20 protein-coding genes are annotated in these 19109 nt (G+C 56.0%); 17 read left to right on the top strand and 3 right to left on the bottom strand.

Annotated elements, in window-relative coordinates; translation table 11 throughout:
- Positions 1 to 54 precede the first annotated feature (54 nt).
- Both C6A40_RS12940 and C6A40_RS12945 read left to right on the top strand, forming a co-directional pair.
- Positions 55 to 720, top strand: a complete 666-nt coding sequence (locus C6A40_RS12940) for a MarC family NAAT transporter (protein ID WP_008502235.1) — start codon at positions 55 to 57, stop codon at positions 718 to 720.
- A gap of 180 nt (positions 721 to 900) precedes the next feature.
- Positions 901 to 1743, top strand: a complete 843-nt coding sequence (locus C6A40_RS12945; protein WP_008503532.1) for a lysozyme inhibitor LprI family protein — start codon at positions 901 to 903, stop codon at positions 1741 to 1743.
- A 79-nt stretch (positions 1744 to 1822) separates the two neighbouring features.
- Here the strand turns inward: C6A40_RS12945 and C6A40_RS12950 are convergent, their stop codons facing one another.
- Positions 1823 to 3019 (bottom strand): sugar transporter, encoded by a 1197-nt coding sequence (locus tag C6A40_RS12950; RefSeq protein ID WP_045335788.1) that lies wholly within the window; start codon positions 3017 to 3019, stop codon positions 1823 to 1825.
- A gap of 177 nt (positions 3020 to 3196) precedes the next feature.
- On the opposite strand from C6A40_RS12950, the gene C6A40_RS12955 reads away from it, so the two are divergent.
- From C6A40_RS12955 to C6A40_RS12965, 3 genes are all read left to right on the top strand, one after another.
- Positions 3197 to 3985 carry a PhzF family phenazine biosynthesis protein gene (locus tag C6A40_RS12955; protein ID WP_045335787.1) on the top strand — a complete coding sequence of 263 codons (789 nt, stop codon included), beginning with the start codon at positions 3197 to 3199 and terminating at the stop codon, positions 3983 to 3985.
- A 27-nt stretch (positions 3986 to 4012) separates the two neighbouring features.
- Positions 4013 to 4804 carry a PhzF family phenazine biosynthesis protein gene (locus tag C6A40_RS12960; RefSeq protein ID WP_039025071.1) on the top strand — a complete coding sequence of 264 codons (792 nt, stop codon included), beginning with the start codon at positions 4013 to 4015 and terminating at the stop codon, positions 4802 to 4804.
- 92 nt (positions 4805 to 4896) lie between these two features.
- On the top strand, positions 4897 to 5379 hold the full coding sequence (locus tag C6A40_RS12965; protein ID WP_023292427.1) for a GNAT family N-acetyltransferase: 483 nt from the start codon (positions 4897 to 4899) through the stop codon (positions 5377 to 5379).
- On the opposite strand, the gene ptrR is transcribed toward C6A40_RS12965, so the two are convergent.
- Positions 5333 to 6211, bottom strand: coding sequence for a putrescine utilization regulator PtrR (gene ptrR / locus C6A40_RS12970; RefSeq protein WP_032651796.1), 879 nt, complete (start codon positions 6209 to 6211; stop codon positions 5333 to 5335). The two genes, C6A40_RS12965 and ptrR, sit on opposite strands and share 47 nt — an antisense overlap.
- Positions 6212 to 6309: 98 nt before the next feature.
- Here ptrR and sad point away from each other — a divergent pair, with 98 nt between their 5' ends.
- The 9 genes from sad (at position 6310) to C6A40_RS13015 (ending at position 16680) form a co-directional block, all read left to right on the top strand.
- Positions 6310 to 7698 (top strand): succinate-semialdehyde dehydrogenase, encoded by a 1389-nt coding sequence (gene sad, locus C6A40_RS12975; protein WP_045336171.1) that lies wholly within the window; start codon positions 6310 to 6312, stop codon positions 7696 to 7698.
- 112 nt (positions 7699 to 7810) lie between these two features.
- Complete coding sequence (locus C6A40_RS12980) at positions 7811 to 9400, top strand: methyl-accepting chemotaxis protein (protein WP_025911134.1); 1590 nt, start codon at positions 7811 to 7813, stop codon at positions 9398 to 9400.
- A 62-nt stretch (positions 9401 to 9462) separates the two neighbouring features.
- The gene (glsB, locus tag C6A40_RS12985; RefSeq protein ID WP_008503201.1) at positions 9463 to 10389 is read left to right on the top strand and encodes a glutaminase B; all 927 of its coding nucleotides are present in this window, start codon (positions 9463 to 9465) and stop codon (positions 10387 to 10389) included.
- Entirely contained in the window at positions 10389 to 10745 is a 357-nt protein-coding gene (locus C6A40_RS12990) for a DUF4186 domain-containing protein (protein WP_021242499.1), read from the top strand. Before glsB ends, C6A40_RS12990 begins: the two co-directional genes overlap by 1 nt.
- Positions 10746 to 10858: 113 nt before the next feature.
- Positions 10859 to 12307 (top strand): GGDEF domain-containing protein, encoded by a 1449-nt coding sequence (locus tag C6A40_RS12995; RefSeq protein WP_021242498.1) that lies wholly within the window; start codon positions 10859 to 10861, stop codon positions 12305 to 12307.
- A gap of 110 nt (positions 12308 to 12417) precedes the next feature.
- Entirely contained in the window at positions 12418 to 13383 is a 966-nt protein-coding gene (locus C6A40_RS13000; RefSeq protein ID WP_021242497.1) for a sensor domain-containing diguanylate cyclase, read from the top strand.
- Positions 13384 to 13465: 82 nt separating this feature from the next.
- Entirely contained in the window at positions 13466 to 13993 is a 528-nt protein-coding gene (locus C6A40_RS13005) for a GNAT family N-acetyltransferase (protein WP_045335773.1), read from the top strand.
- Positions 13994 to 14112: 119 nt separating this feature from the next.
- Positions 14113 to 15564: a tagaturonate reductase gene (locus C6A40_RS13010; RefSeq protein WP_045335771.1), complete on the top strand. Its 1452-nt coding sequence runs from the start codon at positions 14113 to 14115 to the stop codon at positions 15562 to 15564.
- A gap of 201 nt (positions 15565 to 15765) precedes the next feature.
- Positions 15766 to 16680: a bestrophin family protein gene (locus C6A40_RS13015; RefSeq protein ID WP_023292420.1), complete on the top strand. Its 915-nt coding sequence runs from the start codon at positions 15766 to 15768 to the stop codon at positions 16678 to 16680.
- Here C6A40_RS13015 and C6A40_RS13020 read toward each other — a convergent pair.
- Entirely contained in the window at positions 16668 to 17216 is a 549-nt protein-coding gene (locus tag C6A40_RS13020) for a GNAT family N-acetyltransferase (protein WP_045335769.1), read from the bottom strand. The two genes, C6A40_RS13015 and C6A40_RS13020, sit on opposite strands and share 13 nt — an antisense overlap.
- A 289-nt stretch (positions 17217 to 17505) precedes the next feature.
- Between C6A40_RS13020 and C6A40_RS13030 the strand changes: the two genes are divergently transcribed.
- From C6A40_RS13030 to C6A40_RS13040, 3 genes are read left to right on the top strand one after another with little or no spacing between them, the layout of a single operon-like run.
- Complete coding sequence (locus tag C6A40_RS13030) at positions 17506 to 18093, top strand: hypothetical protein (RefSeq protein WP_045335767.1); 588 nt, start codon at positions 17506 to 17508, stop codon at positions 18091 to 18093.
- 11 nt (positions 18094 to 18104) lie between these two features.
- Positions 18105 to 18575: a GNAT family N-acetyltransferase gene (locus C6A40_RS13035; RefSeq protein WP_045335765.1), complete on the top strand. Its 471-nt coding sequence runs from the start codon at positions 18105 to 18107 to the stop codon at positions 18573 to 18575.
- A 12-nt stretch (positions 18576 to 18587) separates the two neighbouring features.
- Positions 18588 to 19028 carry a GNAT family N-acetyltransferase gene (locus C6A40_RS13040; RefSeq protein WP_045335763.1) on the top strand — a complete coding sequence of 147 codons (441 nt, stop codon included), beginning with the start codon at positions 18588 to 18590 and terminating at the stop codon, positions 19026 to 19028.
- The last annotated feature ends 81 nt before the right edge of the window (positions 19029 to 19109 follow it).

Genomic DNA, 19109 nt, shown 5'->3' on the forward strand with positions numbered 1-19109 from the left:
ACACTTTCCCCCTATAATTGCTGTGTTAAATATGGATAAGGACGACAACGCACTATGTTGGATTTGATTAAAGCAATCAGCCTCGGGCTGGTGGTCTTGCTGCCGTTGGCTAACCCGTTAACGACGGTGGCGCTTTTCCTCGGGCTGGCAGGGAACATGAACAGCGCCGAGCGCAATCATCAGTCGATGATGGCCTCGGTGTATGTGTTTGCCATCATGATGGTGGCTTACTACGCCGGGCAACTGGTGATGAATACCTTCGGGATTTCCATCCCTGGCCTGCGCATCGCCGGGGGGCTGATCGTGGCCTTTATCGGTTTCCGCATGCTGTTCCCGGCGCAAAAAGCGCATGAGTCGCCGGAAGCGACCAGCAAATCGGAAGAGCTTGAAACCGAACCGAGCGCGAATATCGCCTTCGTGCCGATTGCCATGCCGAGCACGGCGGGGCCGGGGACCATCGCGATGATCATCAGCTCCGCGTCGACGGTGCGTGACAGCGCAACCTTCCCGGACTGGGTGCTGACGGTGGCACCGCCGCTGATTTTTGCGATTATCGGGATTATCGTGTGGGCATCGCTGCGCAGCTCCGGCGCCATCATGCGCTGGGTAGGCAAGGGCGGTATCGAGGCGATTTCCCGTCTGATGGGCTTTTTACTGGTCTGTATGGGCGTGCAGTTTATTATTAACGGCGTGCTGGAGATTATTAAGACCTATCATTAAGTTCATTGCCGGGTGGCGGCTTCGCCTTACCCGGCATATAAAACATTTATTAGATGAATATAAATCAATTCTGAAAAAATACCTTTTTAATTTAATCTGGGTCAAATAAGCACCACCAAGCTTGTTGCTTGTTAGCTCTTAAAGTAATGTACTGCACTCATTTCGCTTAAGGATATTGTCATGCGTGCAAAACACTGTTTTCTCGTACTGAGTACGTTGCTGTTTTCATTTAATGCCACTGCCGGTTTGTTCGATTCTGCGCCCGAATTTAAATGTGGTCGTGAGGATGCCATTGCTGCTATGCAATCTAAAATCAGAGATGATGCGATGAGTAAATTGCAGGAGACGTATCTGGCAACGCCTTCGCAATTTTATGGAAAACCGCTTAAATCTTACCTGGAAAAAGCACAGCAAATAACTATTCAGTTGGAAAATGTCACAACGACACCGTTTGATAAAAATGATTCAAACCGCAGTTGTACCGCTAAGGTGACCCTCACCATGCCAACGGAAATTCTTGGGTTTATTGCATCCTATCCTCAGAAGTTAGGTGGGATAAATCAAGGGGGCGGCAAGGTGCTTAACAATAGTGTTCAATGGGAGAAGTTTGTTTATTTATTATCTCTGGCAGACAATGGCAAAGATATTTCTGCATCCTATGAATATTCTGGTAGGGATTATATTTCTCAGTCGCTGGCCGCTATGACTATGCTGGCAATGAATAAATCCGAACTTGAGAAAGCCGATCTCGATAACAAATTAAACAATGCCATATTTGCCTATTCAGAAAACGATGGTCAGTTAAATAATCTCTGGAAATCGCTTCCAGAGTCTGTCAGAGCCTCTATGAAAAAAGAACAGAATCTCTGGATTAACGAGAAGGCTAAAAGATGCGGGAAGATCAGTGATGCGTCTTCTACTGCCACGCCTGTTGAGACAAGAATCAAGATCTATCAGTGCCAGTCTGAAAGAACCTTTGAAAGATTTATCTATCTGGGTGGAGATGAAGAACGACAGTATTAATGCACATGCTGTGGGTCAATCCGACCTGCTGATCTTGTAGGCCGGGTAAGGCGTAGCCGCCACCCGGCACAAACAACCCTCACCCGTGCTGCCCCTGTTCCTCCAGCGCCACCGGCCACTTACGGAAGATAAGCACTGACCAGATCAGCGCCATCAGGGCCGGAATGGCACCCAGATAGCCAATCGCCGACATCGACACGTGCAGGATGACCTGGTTTCCCACCAGCGCACCCGCGCCAATCCCCAGATTGAAAATTCCCGAGAACAGCGACATGGCGACGTCCGTTGCATCCGGCGCCAGGGCCAGCACCTTCACCTGCGTGCCCAGGCCAATAATCATGATCGCCACGCCCCAGAACAGGCTGAGGATCGCCAGATGGCTTTCACTGCCCGCGGCGGGCATCAGCAACAGCAGACAGGCCAGCAGCAGGCCGATAGCGCTGCTCACCAGCGAGGAGGCATGCCGGTTACCCAGCTTGCCGAACAGCACGCTGCCAATAATCCCCGCGCCGCCGAGGATCAGCAGTAAGACGGTGGCAAAGTTGGCGCTAAAGCCTGCTACCACCTGCACAAACGGTTCAATGTAGCTATACGCCGTGTAATGGGCCGTTACCACGATGGCGGTCAGCAGGTAGATGCTCAGCAGCGCAGGGCGACGCATCAGCAGCGGCAGGCTTTTCAGCGAGCCGGAATGTTCGCTCGGCAGCGCGGGCAGCAGCTTAATCAGACACACCAGCGTCACCAGCGCGCCCATGCCGATGGCGAAGAAGGTGGTACGCCAGCCGAAGTATTGCCCCACGATGCGGCCAATCGGCAGGCCCAGCACCATCGCCAGTGCGGTACCGGTAGCAATCAGGCTTAGCGCCTGCGCGCGTTTACCCGCCGGTGCCAGGCGAATCGCCAGCGACGCGGTGATCGACCAGAACACCGCATGGGCAAAGGCGATACCGACGCGGCTGATGACCAGCACCGTAAAATTCCACGCCATAAACGACAGCACGTGGCTCGCGATGAACAAGACAAACAGACCGATCAGCAGCCTGCGCCGCTCTATCTGGCTGGTCAGCAGCATGAACGGCAGGGACATCAGCGCCACCACCCAGGCGTAAATGGTCAACATAATGCCCACCTGCGCCGTTTCCATCTGGAAACTGTCAGCGATGTCAGACAACAGCCCAACCGGCACAAATTCTGTGGTGTTAAAAATAAACGCGGCAATGGCCAGCGTGACCACGCGTAGCCACGCAACCCTGCGGGAAACTGTGTTCGTTGTCATAGGGATGTCGGAGATTCGTTGCTGAAAAGAAGAGGAGACGATCTTAAAACGTTGAATGGCGAAAACTCAACCATTATGTGACGCAGATCTCAATATTTACCTTATGAAAGCGGTAGCCGGGAGCGCTGTTTTCATTGAATATAAAAGAACAACACAATAAAAACAGGCGGTAAGACAATGCAGGAGATTGATTTTTATCTGGTCGATGCGTTCAGCAATACCACGTTTGGCGGCAACCCGGCCGCCGTTTGTCCGCTCAAGGAATGGTTACCCGATGAGACCTTGCTGAAAATGGCACAGCAGCATAATCAGTCGGAAACGGCCTTTTTCGTCTGCACTAAAGGAGGCATTGAGCTACGCTGGTTTACCACGCTTACCGAAGTCAATCTCTGCGGCCACGCCACCCTAGCCGCCGCGTACGTTCTGTTTAATGAACTGGATTATCCCGACTCGCGGATCCACGTTGATACCGCCTCTGGCCGCCTGACGGTCAGCCGGGAGGGGGAGTGGATGACGCTGGACTTCCCGGCATGTCCAACCCATGAAGAGACGCCGCCGCCGGAGATGCTCTCGGCGCTCGGTATCCGTCATTACGTTGCAGCCCGCAAAGGGCGCGCCTGGCTGATCGTGCTGGACAATCGCCAGCAGGTTGAAGCACTCGCGCCACGCTTTTCGGCGATGACGCCGGGCGAGCATAAGGTGAGCGTGACGGCACGGGGGGAGGGGGAATACGATTTTGTCAGCCGCTTTTTCTCCCCCGGGGTATCCGTTCCGGAAGACCCGGTCACCGGCTCCGCGCACACCATGCTGATCCCGTACTGGGGTGAACAGTTGGGGAAAACAGCCATGCTTGCCCGTCAGGTTTCCGCGCGCGGCGGCGACGTGCGCTGTGAGCTGAAAGGCTCGCGCGTGCTGATGAGCGGACAGGCTTCACTTTATCTGAAAGGCACAGTTTTTCTGCGCTAAATACCCATAACAAGAGAGGAATAGACAATGCAGGAAATTGATTTTTATCTGGTGGATGCCTTCAGCGACAAAACCTTTGGCGGCAACGCGGCAGCGGTATGTCCTCTGGAAGCGTGGCTGCCGGACGAGGCGCTGCTCAAAATGGCGCAGCAGCATAACCAGTCTGAGACCGCTTTTTTTGTACGCACCGACGGTGGGTTTGAACTGCGCTGGTTTACCACGCTCGATGAAATTAACCTGTGCGGCCATGCTACGCTTGCCGCATCGCACGTTATTTTCGAATACCTTGACTATCCGCACACTGAAATTACCTTCACCACGCGCTTCGTGGGCGAACTGACGGTGAAACGCAGCGGCGACTGGCTGACGCTGAACTTCCCCGCGTGGTCAACCGAGGTGGTCGAGAACCCACCTGCGCTGCTGTTTAGCGCGCTGGGCATCCCAGACGCAAAAGAGGTGCGCGTCGGACGTGATTACCTGGTGGTGCTGGAGAGCCAGCAGCAGGTGGAAGCGTTAACGCCGGATATTGGGGCAATGATCCCGCTGGATAAAATGGTCTGCGTGACGGCACCGGGCGAAAAATATGACTTCGTCAGCCGCTTCTTCTGCCCGGGGGAAGGGGTGCCGGAAGATCCGGTTACCGGATCCGCCCACAGCATGCTGATCCCATACTGGAGCGAAAAGCTGGGTAAAACGTCACTTTATGCCCACCAGGGGGCGCACCGTGGCGGGGATCTGCGCTGCGAAATGAAGGGCGACCGCGTGCTGATTGGCGGTCAGGCCACCCTGTATCTGAAAGGGAAAATCTTTTTGCGCTAACGGAGCGGTACGATAAGTTAATTGTATGAAGCACCCCGGCAGGCCTGCGCTATGTTGACATTTAGCCTCACAAAAAAAGCAAGGAGCCTGCCATGTATTCCATTACCTCTGAATCTGCACGTCACCCGGACATTCTCAGCCTGATCGCGGCGCTGGACCGCTATCAGAGCGAACTCTATCCCGCCGAAAGCAATCATCTGATCGATCTGGCTGCGCTGCCGGAAACGTCGCTGATCCTGATGGTCATTCGCGACCAGCAGCTTCAGGCCGTTGGCTGTGGCGCCATCGTGCTCAACGGCGACGGTACGGGCGAGATGAAGCGGGTCTATATCGATCCGGCCCATCGTGGGCAGCACCTTGGGGAGACGCTATTGGCCGCCCTGGAAGATGAGGCCCTGAGCCGTCATTGCCATACGGTACGGCTGGAGACGGGCATCAAGCAGCGCGCCGCGGTGCGTCTTTATGAACAGTGCGGATACGATTTGCGTCCGGCGTTTCCCCCTTACGTTGACGATCCGCTCAGCCTGTTTATGGAGAAGGCGCTGGTTGAAGACGTTCGTTTAGCAGCGCTATAAAGGCCTCCAGCTGGCGGGTCATTGCCCCGCGTCGCCACACCAGCCAGGTGGTGAGCCAGCGCCAGTTTTCTGCCAGCGGCCAGGCTTCAACCTGATGATGCCCGGGCATACTCTCCAGCATCGAGCGCGGCATCAGCGCGATGCCCGCGCCCGCAATGACGCAGGCGAGCATGCCGTGATAGGACTCCATCTCGTGAATGCGGCCGGGCGTGGCGCGGTCAGCGTGAAACCAGCTCTCCAGGTGCCGGCGATAAGAGCAGTTGGCGCGAAAGGCATAAACGTCGCTGCCGCTCACCTGCGCGGCGCGTGAGATTTCCGCCTGCCCGGCAGGCGTGACCAGCATCATCTCTTCCCGGTAGACCGGCATTCCTTCCAGCTCCGGGTGCGAGAGTGGCCCGTCGACAAAGGCGGCGCTCAGGGTTCCCTCCAGTACGCCATCAATCATCGTCCCGGACGGCCCGGTAGAAAGGGCAAACTGAATGCGCGGATAGCGCTGGTTAAACTGTGCCAGCGTTTCAGGAATGCGCACGGCGGCGGTACTTTCCAGCGCGCCGAGGGCAAATAACCCCTGCGGCTCATCCCCCGCGACGACCATGCGCGCTTCATCCACCAGGGCGAGGATCTGCTTGCTGTAGCGCAAAAAGTTATGGCCAGCCGGGGATAAACGCAAACGCTGGTTCTCACGAATAAACAGCTCAACGCCCAGATCGGCTTCCAGCTGGCGAATGCGGGTCGTCAGGTTAGACGGCACGCGATGCACCTTCTGCGCCGCCTGGGTGATACTGCCCGTCAGCGCGACGGCGTTAAACATCTCAAGCTGGGTTAAATCCATAATGTTCTCGTTTCGTGAATAAGGTGGTTAGTATTATTCATTTTTAAGAAATAGCAGAGTGAGCCACAATGAATCAACCGAAAAACGTGGAGAACACCATGACTTATTCCTCTGCAACACATGCCTTCTCTGTCAACCCGGCAACGGGTGAAACCCTCGCCGCGTATCCGTGGGCGACGTCGGAACAGGTTGACCGCGCGATTTCTCTGTCCGATGCGGGCTATCGCCTGTGGCGTCGCGAAAGCATCTCCCACCGGGCGCAAAAGCTGCGCGATCTTGGCGCCGCGCTGCGTCATCGCGCTGAAGAGATGGCGCAGACGATCTCCCGTGAAATGGGCAAACCCATTCAGCAGGCGCGGGCCGAAGTGGCGAAATCCGCCGGCCTGTGCGACTGGTACGCCGAGCACGGCCCGGCGATGCTGCAGGCGGAACCGACGCTGGTCGAAAACCAGAATGCGGTCATTGAATACCGTCCGCTGGGGCCGATCCTCGCGGTCATGCCGTGGAACTTCCCGCTCTGGCAGGTGCTGCGCGGCGCGGTGCCGATTCTGCTGGCAGGTAACAGCTATCTGCTTAAACACGCGCCCAACGTCCTCGGCTCGGCGGAGCTTATCGCGCAGATCTTTGCGGATGCCGGTTTTCCTGAAGGCGTGTTCGGCTGGGTAAACGCCACCAATGACGGCGTCAGCCAGGCGATTAACGATCGTCGTATTGCGGCGGTGACCGTCACCGGCAGCGTGCGTGCCGGGGCTGCCATTGGTGCTCAGGCGGGGGCCGCGCTGAAAAAATGTGTTCTTGAGCTGGGCGGCTCTGACCCGTTCATCGTCCTCAACGATGCCGACCTGGATCTTGCCGTGAAGGCGGCGGTAGCAGGCCGCTACCAGAATACCGGGCAGGTGTGCGCGGCGGCCAAACGCTTCATTGTGGAAGAGGGGATTGCGAAGACCTTTACCCAGCGCTTTGTCGACGCGGTTGCTGCGCTGAAGCTGGGCGCGCCGGACCAGGAAGAAAACTATATTGGCCCGATGGCGCGTTTTGACCTGCGCGATGAACTCCATCAGCAGGTGCAGGCGACGCTGGCGGAAGGTGCAACGCTGCTGCTGGGCGGTGAGAAAATTAGCGGTGAGGGGAATTATTACGCCCCAACCGTGCTGGCGAACGTCACCCCGGCGATGACGGCCTTCCGGCAGGAGCTGTTTGGTCCGGTCGCGGCCATTACTATCGCGAAAGACGCGGAGCATGCCCTGATGCTTGCCAACGACAGCGATTTTGGCCTGTCTGCCACGGTCTTTACCGCCAGTGATGCGCTGGCAGAGACCTTCTCCCGCGAGCTGGAGTGCGGCGGGGTGTTTATCAACGGCTTTAGCGCCAGCGATGCGCGCGTGGCCTTTGGCGGCGTGAAGAAAAGTGGCTTTGGCCGCGAACTTTCCCACTTTGGGTTGCACGAGTTCTGCAACGTGCAGACGGTGTGGAAGGATCGCGTGTAATCCCGCGATGTCGGCCCTCATCTCGAGGGCCGTTGTCATTAATCTGCAATGGTTCTGTCATTTTCATTTCGTAGACTCGCTCGCGTCTAACGCCTTGTAAATGAAGCTAATTATGAACCTAACGCAAATTTTTCGCCGTATTGCGCAGCGTCTCACTCCCCGTCACTTTGGCCTGCTGACAGGGATCTTTTGCATTATTGGCCTATTCTCCGCGCTGCAGCTCTCCTCGTCATTCCTGCTTAACGCCTCCCTGAACGAAGCCCAGCGCAACGAGCAGCAAAACCTGCTGGCGTGGCAGCAGCAGAGCAAGCTGGATCTGGCCCGCGTCTCTCTGCTGGCGGCAAGCGATCTCCTTAACCGCTCCGGGGTGTGGTTTATGCAGGATAAAGAGACCGGATCCGACGGAAGCTGGCACAGCCTGATGGATGACGCGCAAAAGGCGCTGACGGTGTCTCAGCAGGCGTGGAAGGCCTGGCTGGCGCTGAATCCACCGAAAGACGACGCCCTGGTGAACAGCTATCAGCTCTTCTACGGCGCGATCAACGAGCAGGCGGAAGGTCTGGTCAAAACCAATACCATCGACGCTTTTTTTGCCGTCCCGGCGCAGGCTTTTCAGACTGATTTTAACGACAACTATGCGCGCTACCAGCAGGCAAGCGAGAAGCAGGCCATGCAGGGGCGTCAGAGCCTCATGGCGCAGCTCTCTGACCTGCAAACGTTATTCCTGTTTGCCCCGTTGCTGTTAGTCGCCATTGCCGCTGTCGTCTGGTTCGGTATGTCCCGATGGGTGATTACGCCGCTGCGTCGGCTCATCGCGCATATCAACCGGCTGGCAGCAGGGGATCTCTCCGGCACGCCGCCGAACGTCATGCGCTTCAACCGGGAGATAGGGCAGCTTAGCGACAGCATTGCCACGATGCAGCACGGCCTGCAGCAGCTGGTGACGCAGGTCAGCCACGCCACGGCTACCATGGTGGAGAACATTGACTCTCTGGCACAGGGTAACCAGAAGCTGTATCAGCAGTCGGCACGCCAGGCGAAAGAGCTTGAGGATGTGACGGCGCATATTGCGGCGCTGGAAAGCCACGTGGAAGGGAATACCGGCTATGCCAGACTCGCCAGCTCCCGGGCCGATGAAGCACGCCAGGCAGCCGTGGGCGGCGACCAGATGATGTCGACCGTAAACGCGTCTATGCAGGCGATCGTCGACCGATCGTCTGAGATGCGCGGGATCGTGGCGATGATCGACAGCGTGGCGTTTCAGACGAACATCCTGGCGCTGAATGCCGCCATTGAGGCCGCCCATGCCGGAAATCAGGGGCGCGGGTTTGCCGTCGTCGCCCGCGAGGTTGGACTGCTGGCCCGAAAGAGCAGCCACTCGACGCAGACCATCCAGGAGCTGATCAACCGTTCACTGCAGGGTATCGAAGACGGTTCCCGTGCCGTCACCCTGATGGAAGAGAATTTGCAGCAGGTCACCGGTCTGGTGGGCAATTTGAGCAGTTTGCTGAATGAGATCTCCACCGCCACGCTCAGTCAGGGAGAGCGTATTCACCTGATGACGCGTCAGCTTCAGGCGCTGAACCAGGTCTCCCGTCAGACGGACCTGCTGGTCTCTGACGCCTCGGAGGCCTCTGAGCGGCTGCAAAAGCAATCCGATCTTTTATTGCAGGCCGTTTCGCGTTTTCGTCTTAGCGCCTGACGCAATACATAAGCCTCTGTTATACTCGCAGCCCGTTTTAGCCTGAGGGCAAGGAGCAAAGTGTGGCTGCGGTCATCCATAATGAGATGTTGGACGAGATTCTGGCGCAGGTTCGTCCGTTAATTGGAAAGGGGAAGGTTGCCGACTATATTCCGGCCCTTGCCTCGGTCAGCGGAAATAAGCTGGGTATTGCTATCTGCACCATCGACGGACAGCGATTCCAGGCAGGGGATGCAACAGAACGTTTTTCCATTCAGTCCATTTCGAAAGTGCTCAGTCTGGTTGCGGCGATGCGCCAGTATGAAGAAGACGAAATCTGGCAGCGCGTGGGTAAAGATCCGTCCGGCCAGCCTTTTAACTCGCTGCTTCAGCTTGAAATCGAGCAGGGTAAACCGCGAAATCCCTTTATCAACGCCGGGGCGCTGGTGGTCTGCGATATGCTGCAGAGCCGCCTCAGCGCGCCGCGTCAACGAATGCTGGAGATAGTACGCCAGCTCTCGGGGGTTGACGACATTGCCTACGATCCGGTGGTGGCCCGCTCGGAGTTCGAACACTCTGCCCGTAACGCGGCCATCGCGTGGCTGATGAAATCCTTCGGCAACTTCCATAACGACGTGGCGACCGTCCTGCAAAACTATTTCCACTACTGCGCCCTGAAAATGAGCTGCGTTGAGCTGGCTCAGACGTTCCTGTTCCTTGCGCATCAGGGGCATGCGCCGCACCTCGACCAGGAGGTGGTTTCTCCTCTGCAGGCGCGCCAGGTCAACGCGCTGATGGCAACCAGCGGGATGTATCAAAACGCCGGCGAGTTTGCCTGGCGCGTTGGTCTCCCGGCCAAGTCGGGCGTGGGCGGCGGAGTGGTGGCGATTGTACCGCATGAAATGGCGATTGCGGTCTGGAGCCCCGAGCTGGATGAAACGGGAAATTCCCTTGCCGGTGTCGCGGTTCTGGAGAAACTGACCCAGCGTATGGGACGTTCCGTTTACTGATGTCTGACCTGGATCCCCTTTTTTCCCGTCTGGCGCGATCGACGTTTCGCTCGCGCTTCCGCTTAGGCGATAAGGAACGGCAGTATTGCTGGGATAAAGGCCCCGATACCATTGATCAGCATGCCGCTGATTTTGTCGAAAAGCGCCTTGCCCCTGCACAACCCGCGAATGACGGCAAACAGACGCCCATGCGCGGTCACCCGGTATTTATCGCCCAGCATGCCACCGCCACCTGTTGTCGGGGCTGTCTGGCGAAATGGCATAATATTCCTCACGGTGTTCAGCTCACCGCGCAGCAGCAGCAGTATATCGTCAGCGTGATTCACCACTGGCTGGTGCTCCAGATGAACGCCTAAATTTGACGAGTTATGATCCCGTTATATTTGTGTTATAGATTCATCCTAAGTGAGCGCCGATCGTGCTGACGACCGCAATAACTGCCATAAGCTTTCATATGGAATGAAATTTAATGCGTTCTGCTCTTACCGCTTTCAGGCCGTTCCAGCCTGACACGCCGCTGCGAAATGCATCGACGATCTTTATCCTCACCACTTTGTTCTATTTTGTGGGGGCGGAATTACGTCTCGTGGAGGCCTTGTCGCTGTTCTGGCCCCTCAACGGCGTGATGGCAGGGATCTTTGCCCGCTATGTTTTTCTGAATCGCCTGCACTACTACGCGGTATCCTATGTCGCCATGCTGATGTACGACGCGGTGACGACCAACTGGGGGATAGCCTCCGTGGTGATCAACCTGTCTAACATGGTCTTTATCGTCGTGGTCGCCGTGCTGATTCAGCGTGACAGGCGGCTGATGAAGAAAACCCCGGATCCGCTTAACGCATTACGCCTGTTCAACTACTGCCTGATTGCCGCATTGCTGTGCGCACTGCTCGGCGCGGTAGGGTCGGTCGGGATTGACAGCCACACCTTCTGGCCGCTCTTTGCCGACTGGTTTAGCGAGCAGTTCTCAACCGGCGTGCTTGTTGTGCCGTGTATGCTCACGATAGGCATGCCCGTGCGCGAATTCAGGTTACGTCTGGAGCAGCTATTACCGGTTATTGCGCTGATCGTCTCGGTGGTCGCGTCAGTCGTGATTGGCGGCGCGGGGAGCCTCTCTTTTCCACTGCCTGCGCTTATCTGGTGTGCGGTACGCTACCCATTGCCTGTGACCTGCTTGCTGACGTTTGTCACGGGCGCCATTGAAATTATTCTGGTCGCCAATTCGGTGATTAATATTGCCGTGGCGACACCGCTGACCACCCCAATGATGTTTTCTGCCCGGCTGGGTATTGCCACGATGGCGATCTGTCCGGTGCTGGTTTCCGTCAGCATGGCAGCCATTAATTCCCTGATCCGTCAGGTTTCCCTGCGGGCGGATTATGACTTTTTAACGCAGGTTTATTCGCGTTCCGGACTTTATGAGGCGTTAAAACACGAAGAGACGCACCGCCATTCGCGTTTCCTGACCGTTATGCTGCTGGATATCGATTACTTCAAAAGCATCAACGATAACTACGGCCACGAGTGTGGCGACCGCGTGCTGGCGTCATTCGCCCGGCAGGTTCAGCAGGTGGTCGGTGAAGACGGGATGGTCGCGCGTATGGGCGGGGAAGAGTTCGCGGTGGTGGTCAACTCTGGCGACGCTCGACACGGTTATGAACTGGCGGAACGTATCAGAACTACCGTCGCTAACCATCCTTTTACATGGCGTCAGCAAACGCTCTCTCTGACGGTCAGTATTGGCCTTGGAAGCGGGAAGGCGGAGGCATGGCAGTTGACCGAGGTCTTCAACAAACTCATGACCGAAGCGGACGATCACCTCTATCGTTCAAAAAAAGCGGGTCGAAATCGTACCAGCGCCCGGGTCGCGGACGAGCATATTACTGCCGCCACCGGGCATGAAACAGAGCTGCGTTAATCGTCATAAGGCATTGACGTGAATAGCAAGTGGCTTAACAGACTGTCAGAACACTGACAATGTCACTGTTTAAGCTACGCTTTGAGTAACGCTTTACGTCAGGAGACATTATGAAAGCACCTGCAACCCCTGAAAATGAAACAGACAGACTGAACTCGCTTCGCGAATCAGGTCTGCTTGAGATCGACAGTTCCCCGGCGTTTGACCGGCTTACGCGTCTGGCGAAGCGCTTCTTCCAGGTGCCGCTGGCAATGGTCAACCTCATTGATGAGCACTCGCTGATCGTGAAGTCGGCCGATGGCAAGGCGCCTGATACCGTTCCGCGTAATATCTCGTTTTGTGGCCATACGATCCTCACCGAAGCACCGCTGGTGGTAGGGGATATGCTGCAGGACGATCGTTTTGCGGATAATCCGCTGGTGGCGGGTGAACCTCGCGTGCGTTTTTATGCGGGCTTCCCGCTGCGCCTGCGTGACGGCGCCAGCGTGGGCTCGCTGTGTCTGATTGATTACGCCCCCCGTGAGTTCTCGGCGGCCGATCTTGCCGTGCTGGGAGACCTGGGCGCGCTGGCAGAAGATGAGTTTGCCGCCATCAGCGCGGCGACCACGGATGAGTTAACCGGCTTATTCAACCGCCGGGGCTTTAATCAGCTGGTGCGGTTTACGCTTTCGGTTGCCCGACGCCGGGCGGAGCCGCTGACGCTCGGCTGGCTGGATTTGGATCGCTTTAAGGAGATTAACGATCGCTACGGGCATGAAGAGGGCGATAAGGCGCTGAAAGTTATGGCGCAGCTGATGCGCAGCGCTTTCCGTGAGGCCGATATGCTGGTGCGTTTTGGCGGGGATGAGTTCGCGGTGCTGTTCGCGGATACCGACGAGCAGGGCGCCTGGATAGCCATGCAGTATCTCGCCGAGCAGGTGGAAAGCTATAACGCCCGCAAGCTTCACCCGTGGTCGCTACACTTCTCATGGGGGCTCAGTGAATTCGATCATAACGGCAACGACCTGCAACAGTGGTTAAAAGACGCCGATGAAAAGATGTATGCCATGAAGCAGCAGCGCCAGCGCGCCCGGTGACATAATAAAAGCCTATGTCCGAACCGCTTGCGTTAATAAGTTGTTAAACCCAAAGTGAGCGTATTCAACGTAAGGAAAAACAATGAATACCTCACTGCAAATCAAAACCCTCACCCGGGAAGAGATCCTCATCCATCTTGATGCGCTGGCCGGGATCCTCGAAAACTGCGTAAACGGCGGGGCATCCGTCAGCTTTATGCTCCCTTTTAGCCTCGACAAGGCCCGTACTTTCTGGCGCGGTATTGCCGAAAGCGTCGCGCGAGGCGAGCGGCTGGTGCTTGCCTGCGTCGATGCGCAGGACGGGGTCATTGGAACGGTGCAGCTGATCGCAGACCAGCCGGAAAACCAGCCGCACCGGGCGGATGTGGCGAAGCTGCTGGTGCATGAAAAAGCGCGTCGAAAAGGGGCCGCAATGGCGTTATTGGAAGCGCTGGAGGCTGAGGCCCGGGCCAGAGACATTTCTGTGCTGGTGCTCGATACCTCCACCGGCAGCGGGGCCGAAACTTTCTACCTGCGTGCCGGCTGGCAAAAGGTTGGTGAGATCCCGCGCTACGCGCTGATGCCTGACGGCGCCATTACCGCCACCTCTGTGTTTTATAAGTTCTTATAATTATTTTGCACAACCGCACCGCGGATTGATCAAAACAGGGTTTCTGGTCGTTAAGTTTTGATAAGTTATCGTACCAATCTTATCAGGCTGTATGACTAATCATAAAAGGAACCCCCCTTGTGAACACGCTCAACCGTCGTGATTTTCCCGGTGCGCACTATCCAGAACGCATCATTCAGTTTGGTGAAGGCAATTTCCTGCGTGCGTTTGTCGACTGGCAGATTGACCTGTTAAACGAACATACCGATCTTAACGCTGGCGTGGTAATCGTTCGCCCGATTCAGAGCGACTTCCCGCCGTCGTTAAGCACCCAGGATGGGTTGTACACCACGATCGTTCGTGGCCTGAATGAGCAGGGCGAGGCGGTGAGCGAGGCCCGGCTGATCCGCTCCGTTAACCGGGAAATCAGCGTCTATGACGACTATGGCGCATTTCTGAAACTGGCTCACAATCCCGATATGCGGTTTGTCTTCTCGAACACCACCGAAGCGGGTATCAGCTACCACGCGGGTGACAGCGTCGACGATGCCCCTGCGGTGAGCTATCCGGCGAAGCTGACGCGTCTGCTGTTTGAGCGCTTTAGCCACTTCAACGGTGCGGCTGACAAGGGCTGGATCATCATTCCCTGCGAGCTGATTGACTACAACGGTGACGCACTGCGTGAACTCGTCTTGCGCTATGCGCAGGAGTGGGCGCTGCCTGCCGCCTTTATGCAGTGGCTCAACGACGCCAACAGCTTCTGCTCGACGCTGGTTGACCGTATCGTGACAGGCTATCCCCGCGATGAAGCGGCCGCACTGGAGGCTGAACTGGGTTATCACGATGGGTTCCTCGACACGGCCGAACATTTTTATCTGTTTGTGATTCAGGGACCGGCATCTCTTTCGCACGAACTTCGTCTGGATAAGTACCCGTTAAACGTGCTGATTGTCGACGACATCAGGCCTTACAAAGAACGCAAGGTGGCCATTCTGAACGGCGCGCACACGGCGCTGGTGCCGGTCGCCTTCCAGGCCGGGCTGGATACGGTAGGCGAGGCGATGAATGATGCGGAGATCTGCGCGTTCGTCGAAAAAGCGATTTATCAGGAGATCATTCCGGTCCTCGATTTGCCGCGTAACGAGCTGGAATCGTTCGCCAGTGCGGTGACAGGACGTTTTCGTAATCCCTACATCAGACACCAGCTGCTCTCCATCGCGCTTAACGGTATGACCAAATACCGTACCCGCATCCTGCCGCAGCTGCTGGCAGGGCAGAAGGCAAAGGGGCAATTACCGGCTCGCCTGACGTTTGCTCTGGCCGCATTGATCGCGTTTTATCGCGCGGAGCGTAACGGGGAGAGCTATCCGGTGCAGGATGATGCACGCTGGCTGGATCGTTATCAGCAGCTGTGGGCGCAGCACCGCGATCGGCAGCTTAGCACCCGTGAACTGGTGCAATCGGTGCTCAGCGCACGCGACCACTGGGAGCAGGACTTGACGCAGGTAAGCGGTCTTGTCGACCAGGTGACGCTGGATCTGGATGCCATTCTGCTTAAGGGCATGCGCGCCGCGGTTAAACCGCTTTGCTAATGCATTCACCCGGCTTCGGCCGGGTTTGAATAGGCCCCATTTAGTTACAACATACTATGTGCTTTGTTTTTAAAAAAGCACATGCAGCACCGTGCGGATTTCGCTAATCAGGGGAGAAAATGCAATGTCCCGTTAACAAGCTTGCAACGGTGACGGGGATCACGTTTAATAGCCTCGCTCTTTTCTTGCCTGAAACTCACTATGATCGTTCGTCCTAAACAGCACTGGCTACAACTGATTTTTGTCTGGCACGGTTCGGTACTTCCCAAGATCTATACCCGATTGCTGCTCAACTTCCTGCTCTCTATCGCCGTTATCCTGATGTTACCGTGGTATACCTCGCTCGGTATCAAATTTACCGTGGCGCCATTCAGCATTCTCGGCGTGGCGATCGCTATCTTTCTGGGTTTCAGAAACAACGCCTGTTATTCACGCTACGTTGAGGCGAGGCTGCTCTGGGGGCAGTTGATGATAGCGGCACGCTCGCTGTTTCGCGAGGTAAAAAACACCTTACCCGACGATAAGCACCTCGGCGAATTTGTCCGCCTGCAGATTGCTTTCGCCAACTGTCTGCGCATGACCCTGCGCCGGGAACTGAACGCTGAGCAGCTCTCTCGTTATCTTGCTGCAGAGGATTTACGTAAAGTCATGGACGCCAACTCACCGGCGAACCGTATTTTGCTGATCATGGGGGAGTGGCTGGCCGTGCGGCGGCGAAATGGGCAACTCTCAGACATTCTGTTCCATAGCCTGAACAACCGTCTGAACGACATGTCTATCGTCCTTTCCGGCTGCGAGCGCATTGCGACCACGCCGGTGCCGTTTGCCTACACGCTAATTTTGCACCGCACGGTATATCTGTTCTGCATTATGCTGCCGTTCGCACTGGTTGTGGACCTGCACTACATGACGCCCTTTGTCTCTGCGCTGATTTCTTATACCTTTATTTCGCTGGACACCCTGGCGGAAGAGCTGGAAGACCCGTTTGGCACGGAAGATAACGACCTGCCGCTGGACGCCATCTGCAACATGATGGAACGCGATCTGCTGCAGATGAATGATGAAGAGAACATTCCGGACAGGCTGATGCCGGATAAGCACTATCAGCTGACCTGACGGGCGTTCCACTCGTCGCGGGTGATCTCCCACAGCTCGGAGTCCAGCATCCCGCTGACGTAGGCTTTCTTCTCCGTTCTGATAAGCCGCATGCCGCTACTGTCCGAAATACGACGGGAGCGGCTGTTGGCGGCGGCCTTCGGGGCCCGCAAAACGGATTTGTTTAGCGTGTTGAACCAGTAATCCGTCGCCGCAATACTGGCTTCGCGCATATATCCGAAACCCTGAAACTCCGGCGCGAGCCAGAACCCGCGGTTGTTATCCTCGACGTCGTACAGGCAAATAATGCCCATCAATTCATCCGGCACCTCACGTCGCCGGATGCTCCAGAACCAGGCAATCCCTTCTGCCATATCCGGCAGCGCCACGTTGTTGACATAGTTTTCCGCGCCGTTATCCGGGTAGGGCCAGGGGACGGAAGAGACCATATAACGGACGATCTCCCAGCGCGGATACAGCGTTTGTATCTGGGCGGCATCTTCGGCAACCAGCGGTTTCAGCAGTAAACGTTCTGTCGTGAGCGTCGGTATCGTCATGCGCGGATCTCCCTTTTTAGGCGTTATGCTTTTGTTTGCGTTCTGGTATTTTCATCTATGTGACGTTCTGGCAACAAAAAAATCAAGGCTCTTATCCGCGCGGGCCTTATCCGAAACGCTTTCCAACCGGGCCGGTTCAGGTAGAACTCACTCGACAACTTGGGCAAGTGGTAACAAGTGCCGCAGCATTGGCAGGAAGTGCGGTGAGCGGCGTTATTGCAGCGCCCAGTAACTTACCACGGACCGGTAAATACATTATCGGTACCATTCAGTCACTGGCGGTATTCTGATGAAGTTTTTGAGTTTGTTAACCGGACGGGTTTTCCAGGATCTCCTGCAACATGGTAAAGATATAGAGGAGGCTAATGCTCGTCGTGATGCCCGCCTTCTGGATAATTCCACTCCCGAGCTGGAACGGTATTTTTCGCGCCCCCTCAGCGAACTTCCGCGTCAAAATCCTTATCCGGTAGCGTTGCTGTTACCTCTGTTTTTAGTGGCGTTTGCGTTAAACCTTCTGCCTTTTCTCAGCGCGTTGCAGGGGTTGTCACCTTTACATCATGCATTGAGCTTTTTCGTACCATCATTGACGATGACAGGCGCGCTCATTGTGATAAGCGTACTCCTGGCTCGTGGGAAGACGTCGGGATTATTGGGGTTTAGGGCGTTGTTCATCATCCTGCTGATAACGACCCTCGTTCAGGTTCTACATGTCATGCTTTCTCATGATGGAAGCCTCTGGCCACACGTCATTGCATCTTTCGCGCTGTTACTTTGTCGGGTGGTGATGAACGGCAGCGGCTTTGTTCTGTTTACGCTCTATTGTCGTACTCAGCGTCTTGCCAGATTGGCACGGGAAATGCGGCTAAAAAGCCGTTAAAGGGGGAGGTTATGACATTACGAAAAGCCACGCCACAGGAAGCCGAAACACTCTGGAATATACGCAATCAGGCGATTCGTCACGGCTGTAAAACCAGTTACGACGCTGAGGTCATTGCGCGCTGGACGCCCGATCTGATGCCCGAACGCTATCGGCAAATGGTCATTGAATACCCTTTTTACGTGGTTGAAGATGAAAAGGGCGATGTTGCGGCAACCGGCTACCTCGATCTGGATACCCATTGCCTGGAGGCGATTTTCACCTTGCCCGCAGCCTCCGGCAAAGGCATGGCGACCCAGATTATTGAGGCCCTCAAACATGAGGCCCGCAGCCGGGGGATAACCCGCCTGACGCTTGATGCAACGCCTAACGCCCAGTCGTTTTATCAGAAGCTGGGGTTTGTGACGCTGCGCGAAAACTATCATCACTCGCGTATGGCGGGGGCTGATTTACGCTGTTTTGAAATGGCGATTACTCTGTAATGTGAGGAAAACATGGCTGTTACGGTACGACCGCTATACAAAGACGATTATTCCCAATGGCGACCGCTGTGGGACGGCTATACCCATTTTTATGATTGCTACCTTGAGGAATCCGTCACCGCAGCGACGTGGGAAAGGGCGCTCTCAGCGCATTCATCGATGTTCTGCCGGGTCGTGGAGAAAGACGAAAAGATCATCGGTTTCGCAATGTGTGTTCTGCACGAAGGCACCTGGTCAACCGCACCCATCTGCTACCTGGAAGATCTGTTTGTTGATGCTGCCGAACGCGGGGCGGGGGCCGGTAAGGTGCTCATTGACGCTCTGATTGAGGAAGGCAAGCGCGAAGGGTGGTCGAAACTGTACTGGGTCACCCGGGAGAACAATCCGGCGCGTAAACTTTATGACAAATATGGTGAAGCTGACGACTACGTCCGCTACCGTCTCTCCCTCTAAGACTTCAAGGCCTGTGTTTGTATCACACTGTATCAGCGTCCCGGATACATACACAGGCTTGCAATAAACCCGCTTTCGCAC

The sequence above is a fragment of the Enterobacter sp. GER_MD16_1505_Eko_090 genome (assembly GCF_003331015.1).
Lineage (GTDB): Bacteria > Pseudomonadota > Gammaproteobacteria > Enterobacterales > Enterobacteriaceae > Enterobacter > Enterobacter roggenkampii.

What these genes read in the sequence shown, in the direction of transcription:
- C6A40_RS12940 (WP_008502235.1), top strand. Translation starts at nt 55, where the DNA reads ATGTTGGATTTGATTAAAGCAATCAGCCTCGGGCTGGTGGTCTTGCTG.
- C6A40_RS12945 (WP_008503532.1), top strand. Translation starts at nt 901, where the DNA reads ATGCGTGCAAAACACTGTTTTCTCGTACTGAGTACGTTGCTGTTTTCA.
- C6A40_RS12950 (WP_045335788.1), bottom strand. Translation starts at nt 3,019, where the DNA reads ATGACAACGAACACAGTTTCCCGCAGGGTTGCGTGGCTACGCGTGGTC.
- C6A40_RS12955 (WP_045335787.1), top strand. Translation starts at nt 3,197, where the DNA reads ATGCAGGAGATTGATTTTTATCTGGTCGATGCGTTCAGCAATACCACG.
- C6A40_RS12960 (WP_039025071.1), top strand. Translation starts at nt 4,013, where the DNA reads ATGCAGGAAATTGATTTTTATCTGGTGGATGCCTTCAGCGACAAAACC.
- C6A40_RS12965 (WP_023292427.1), top strand. Translation starts at nt 4,897, where the DNA reads ATGTATTCCATTACCTCTGAATCTGCACGTCACCCGGACATTCTCAGC.
- ptrR (WP_032651796.1), bottom strand. Translation starts at nt 6,211, where the DNA reads ATGGATTTAACCCAGCTTGAGATGTTTAACGCCGTCGCGCTGACGGGC.
- sad (WP_045336171.1), top strand. Translation starts at nt 6,310, where the DNA reads ATGACTTATTCCTCTGCAACACATGCCTTCTCTGTCAACCCGGCAACG.
- C6A40_RS12980 (WP_025911134.1), top strand. Translation starts at nt 7,811, where the DNA reads ATGAACCTAACGCAAATTTTTCGCCGTATTGCGCAGCGTCTCACTCCC.
- C6A40_RS12990 (WP_021242499.1), top strand. Translation starts at nt 10,389, where the DNA reads ATGTCTGACCTGGATCCCCTTTTTTCCCGTCTGGCGCGATCGACGTTT.
- C6A40_RS12995 (WP_021242498.1), top strand. Translation starts at nt 10,859, where the DNA reads ATGCGTTCTGCTCTTACCGCTTTCAGGCCGTTCCAGCCTGACACGCCG.
- C6A40_RS13000 (WP_021242497.1), top strand. Translation starts at nt 12,418, where the DNA reads ATGAAAGCACCTGCAACCCCTGAAAATGAAACAGACAGACTGAACTCG.
- C6A40_RS13005 (WP_045335773.1), top strand. Translation starts at nt 13,466, where the DNA reads ATGAATACCTCACTGCAAATCAAAACCCTCACCCGGGAAGAGATCCTC.
- C6A40_RS13015 (WP_023292420.1), top strand. Translation starts at nt 15,766, where the DNA reads ATGATCGTTCGTCCTAAACAGCACTGGCTACAACTGATTTTTGTCTGG.
- C6A40_RS13020 (WP_045335769.1), bottom strand. Translation starts at nt 17,216, where the DNA reads ATGACGATACCGACGCTCACGACAGAACGTTTACTGCTGAAACCGCTG.
- C6A40_RS13030 (WP_045335767.1), top strand. Translation starts at nt 17,506, where the DNA reads ATGAAGTTTTTGAGTTTGTTAACCGGACGGGTTTTCCAGGATCTCCTG.
- C6A40_RS13035 (WP_045335765.1), top strand. Translation starts at nt 18,105, where the DNA reads ATGACATTACGAAAAGCCACGCCACAGGAAGCCGAAACACTCTGGAAT.
- C6A40_RS13040 (WP_045335763.1), top strand. Translation starts at nt 18,588, where the DNA reads ATGGCTGTTACGGTACGACCGCTATACAAAGACGATTATTCCCAATGG.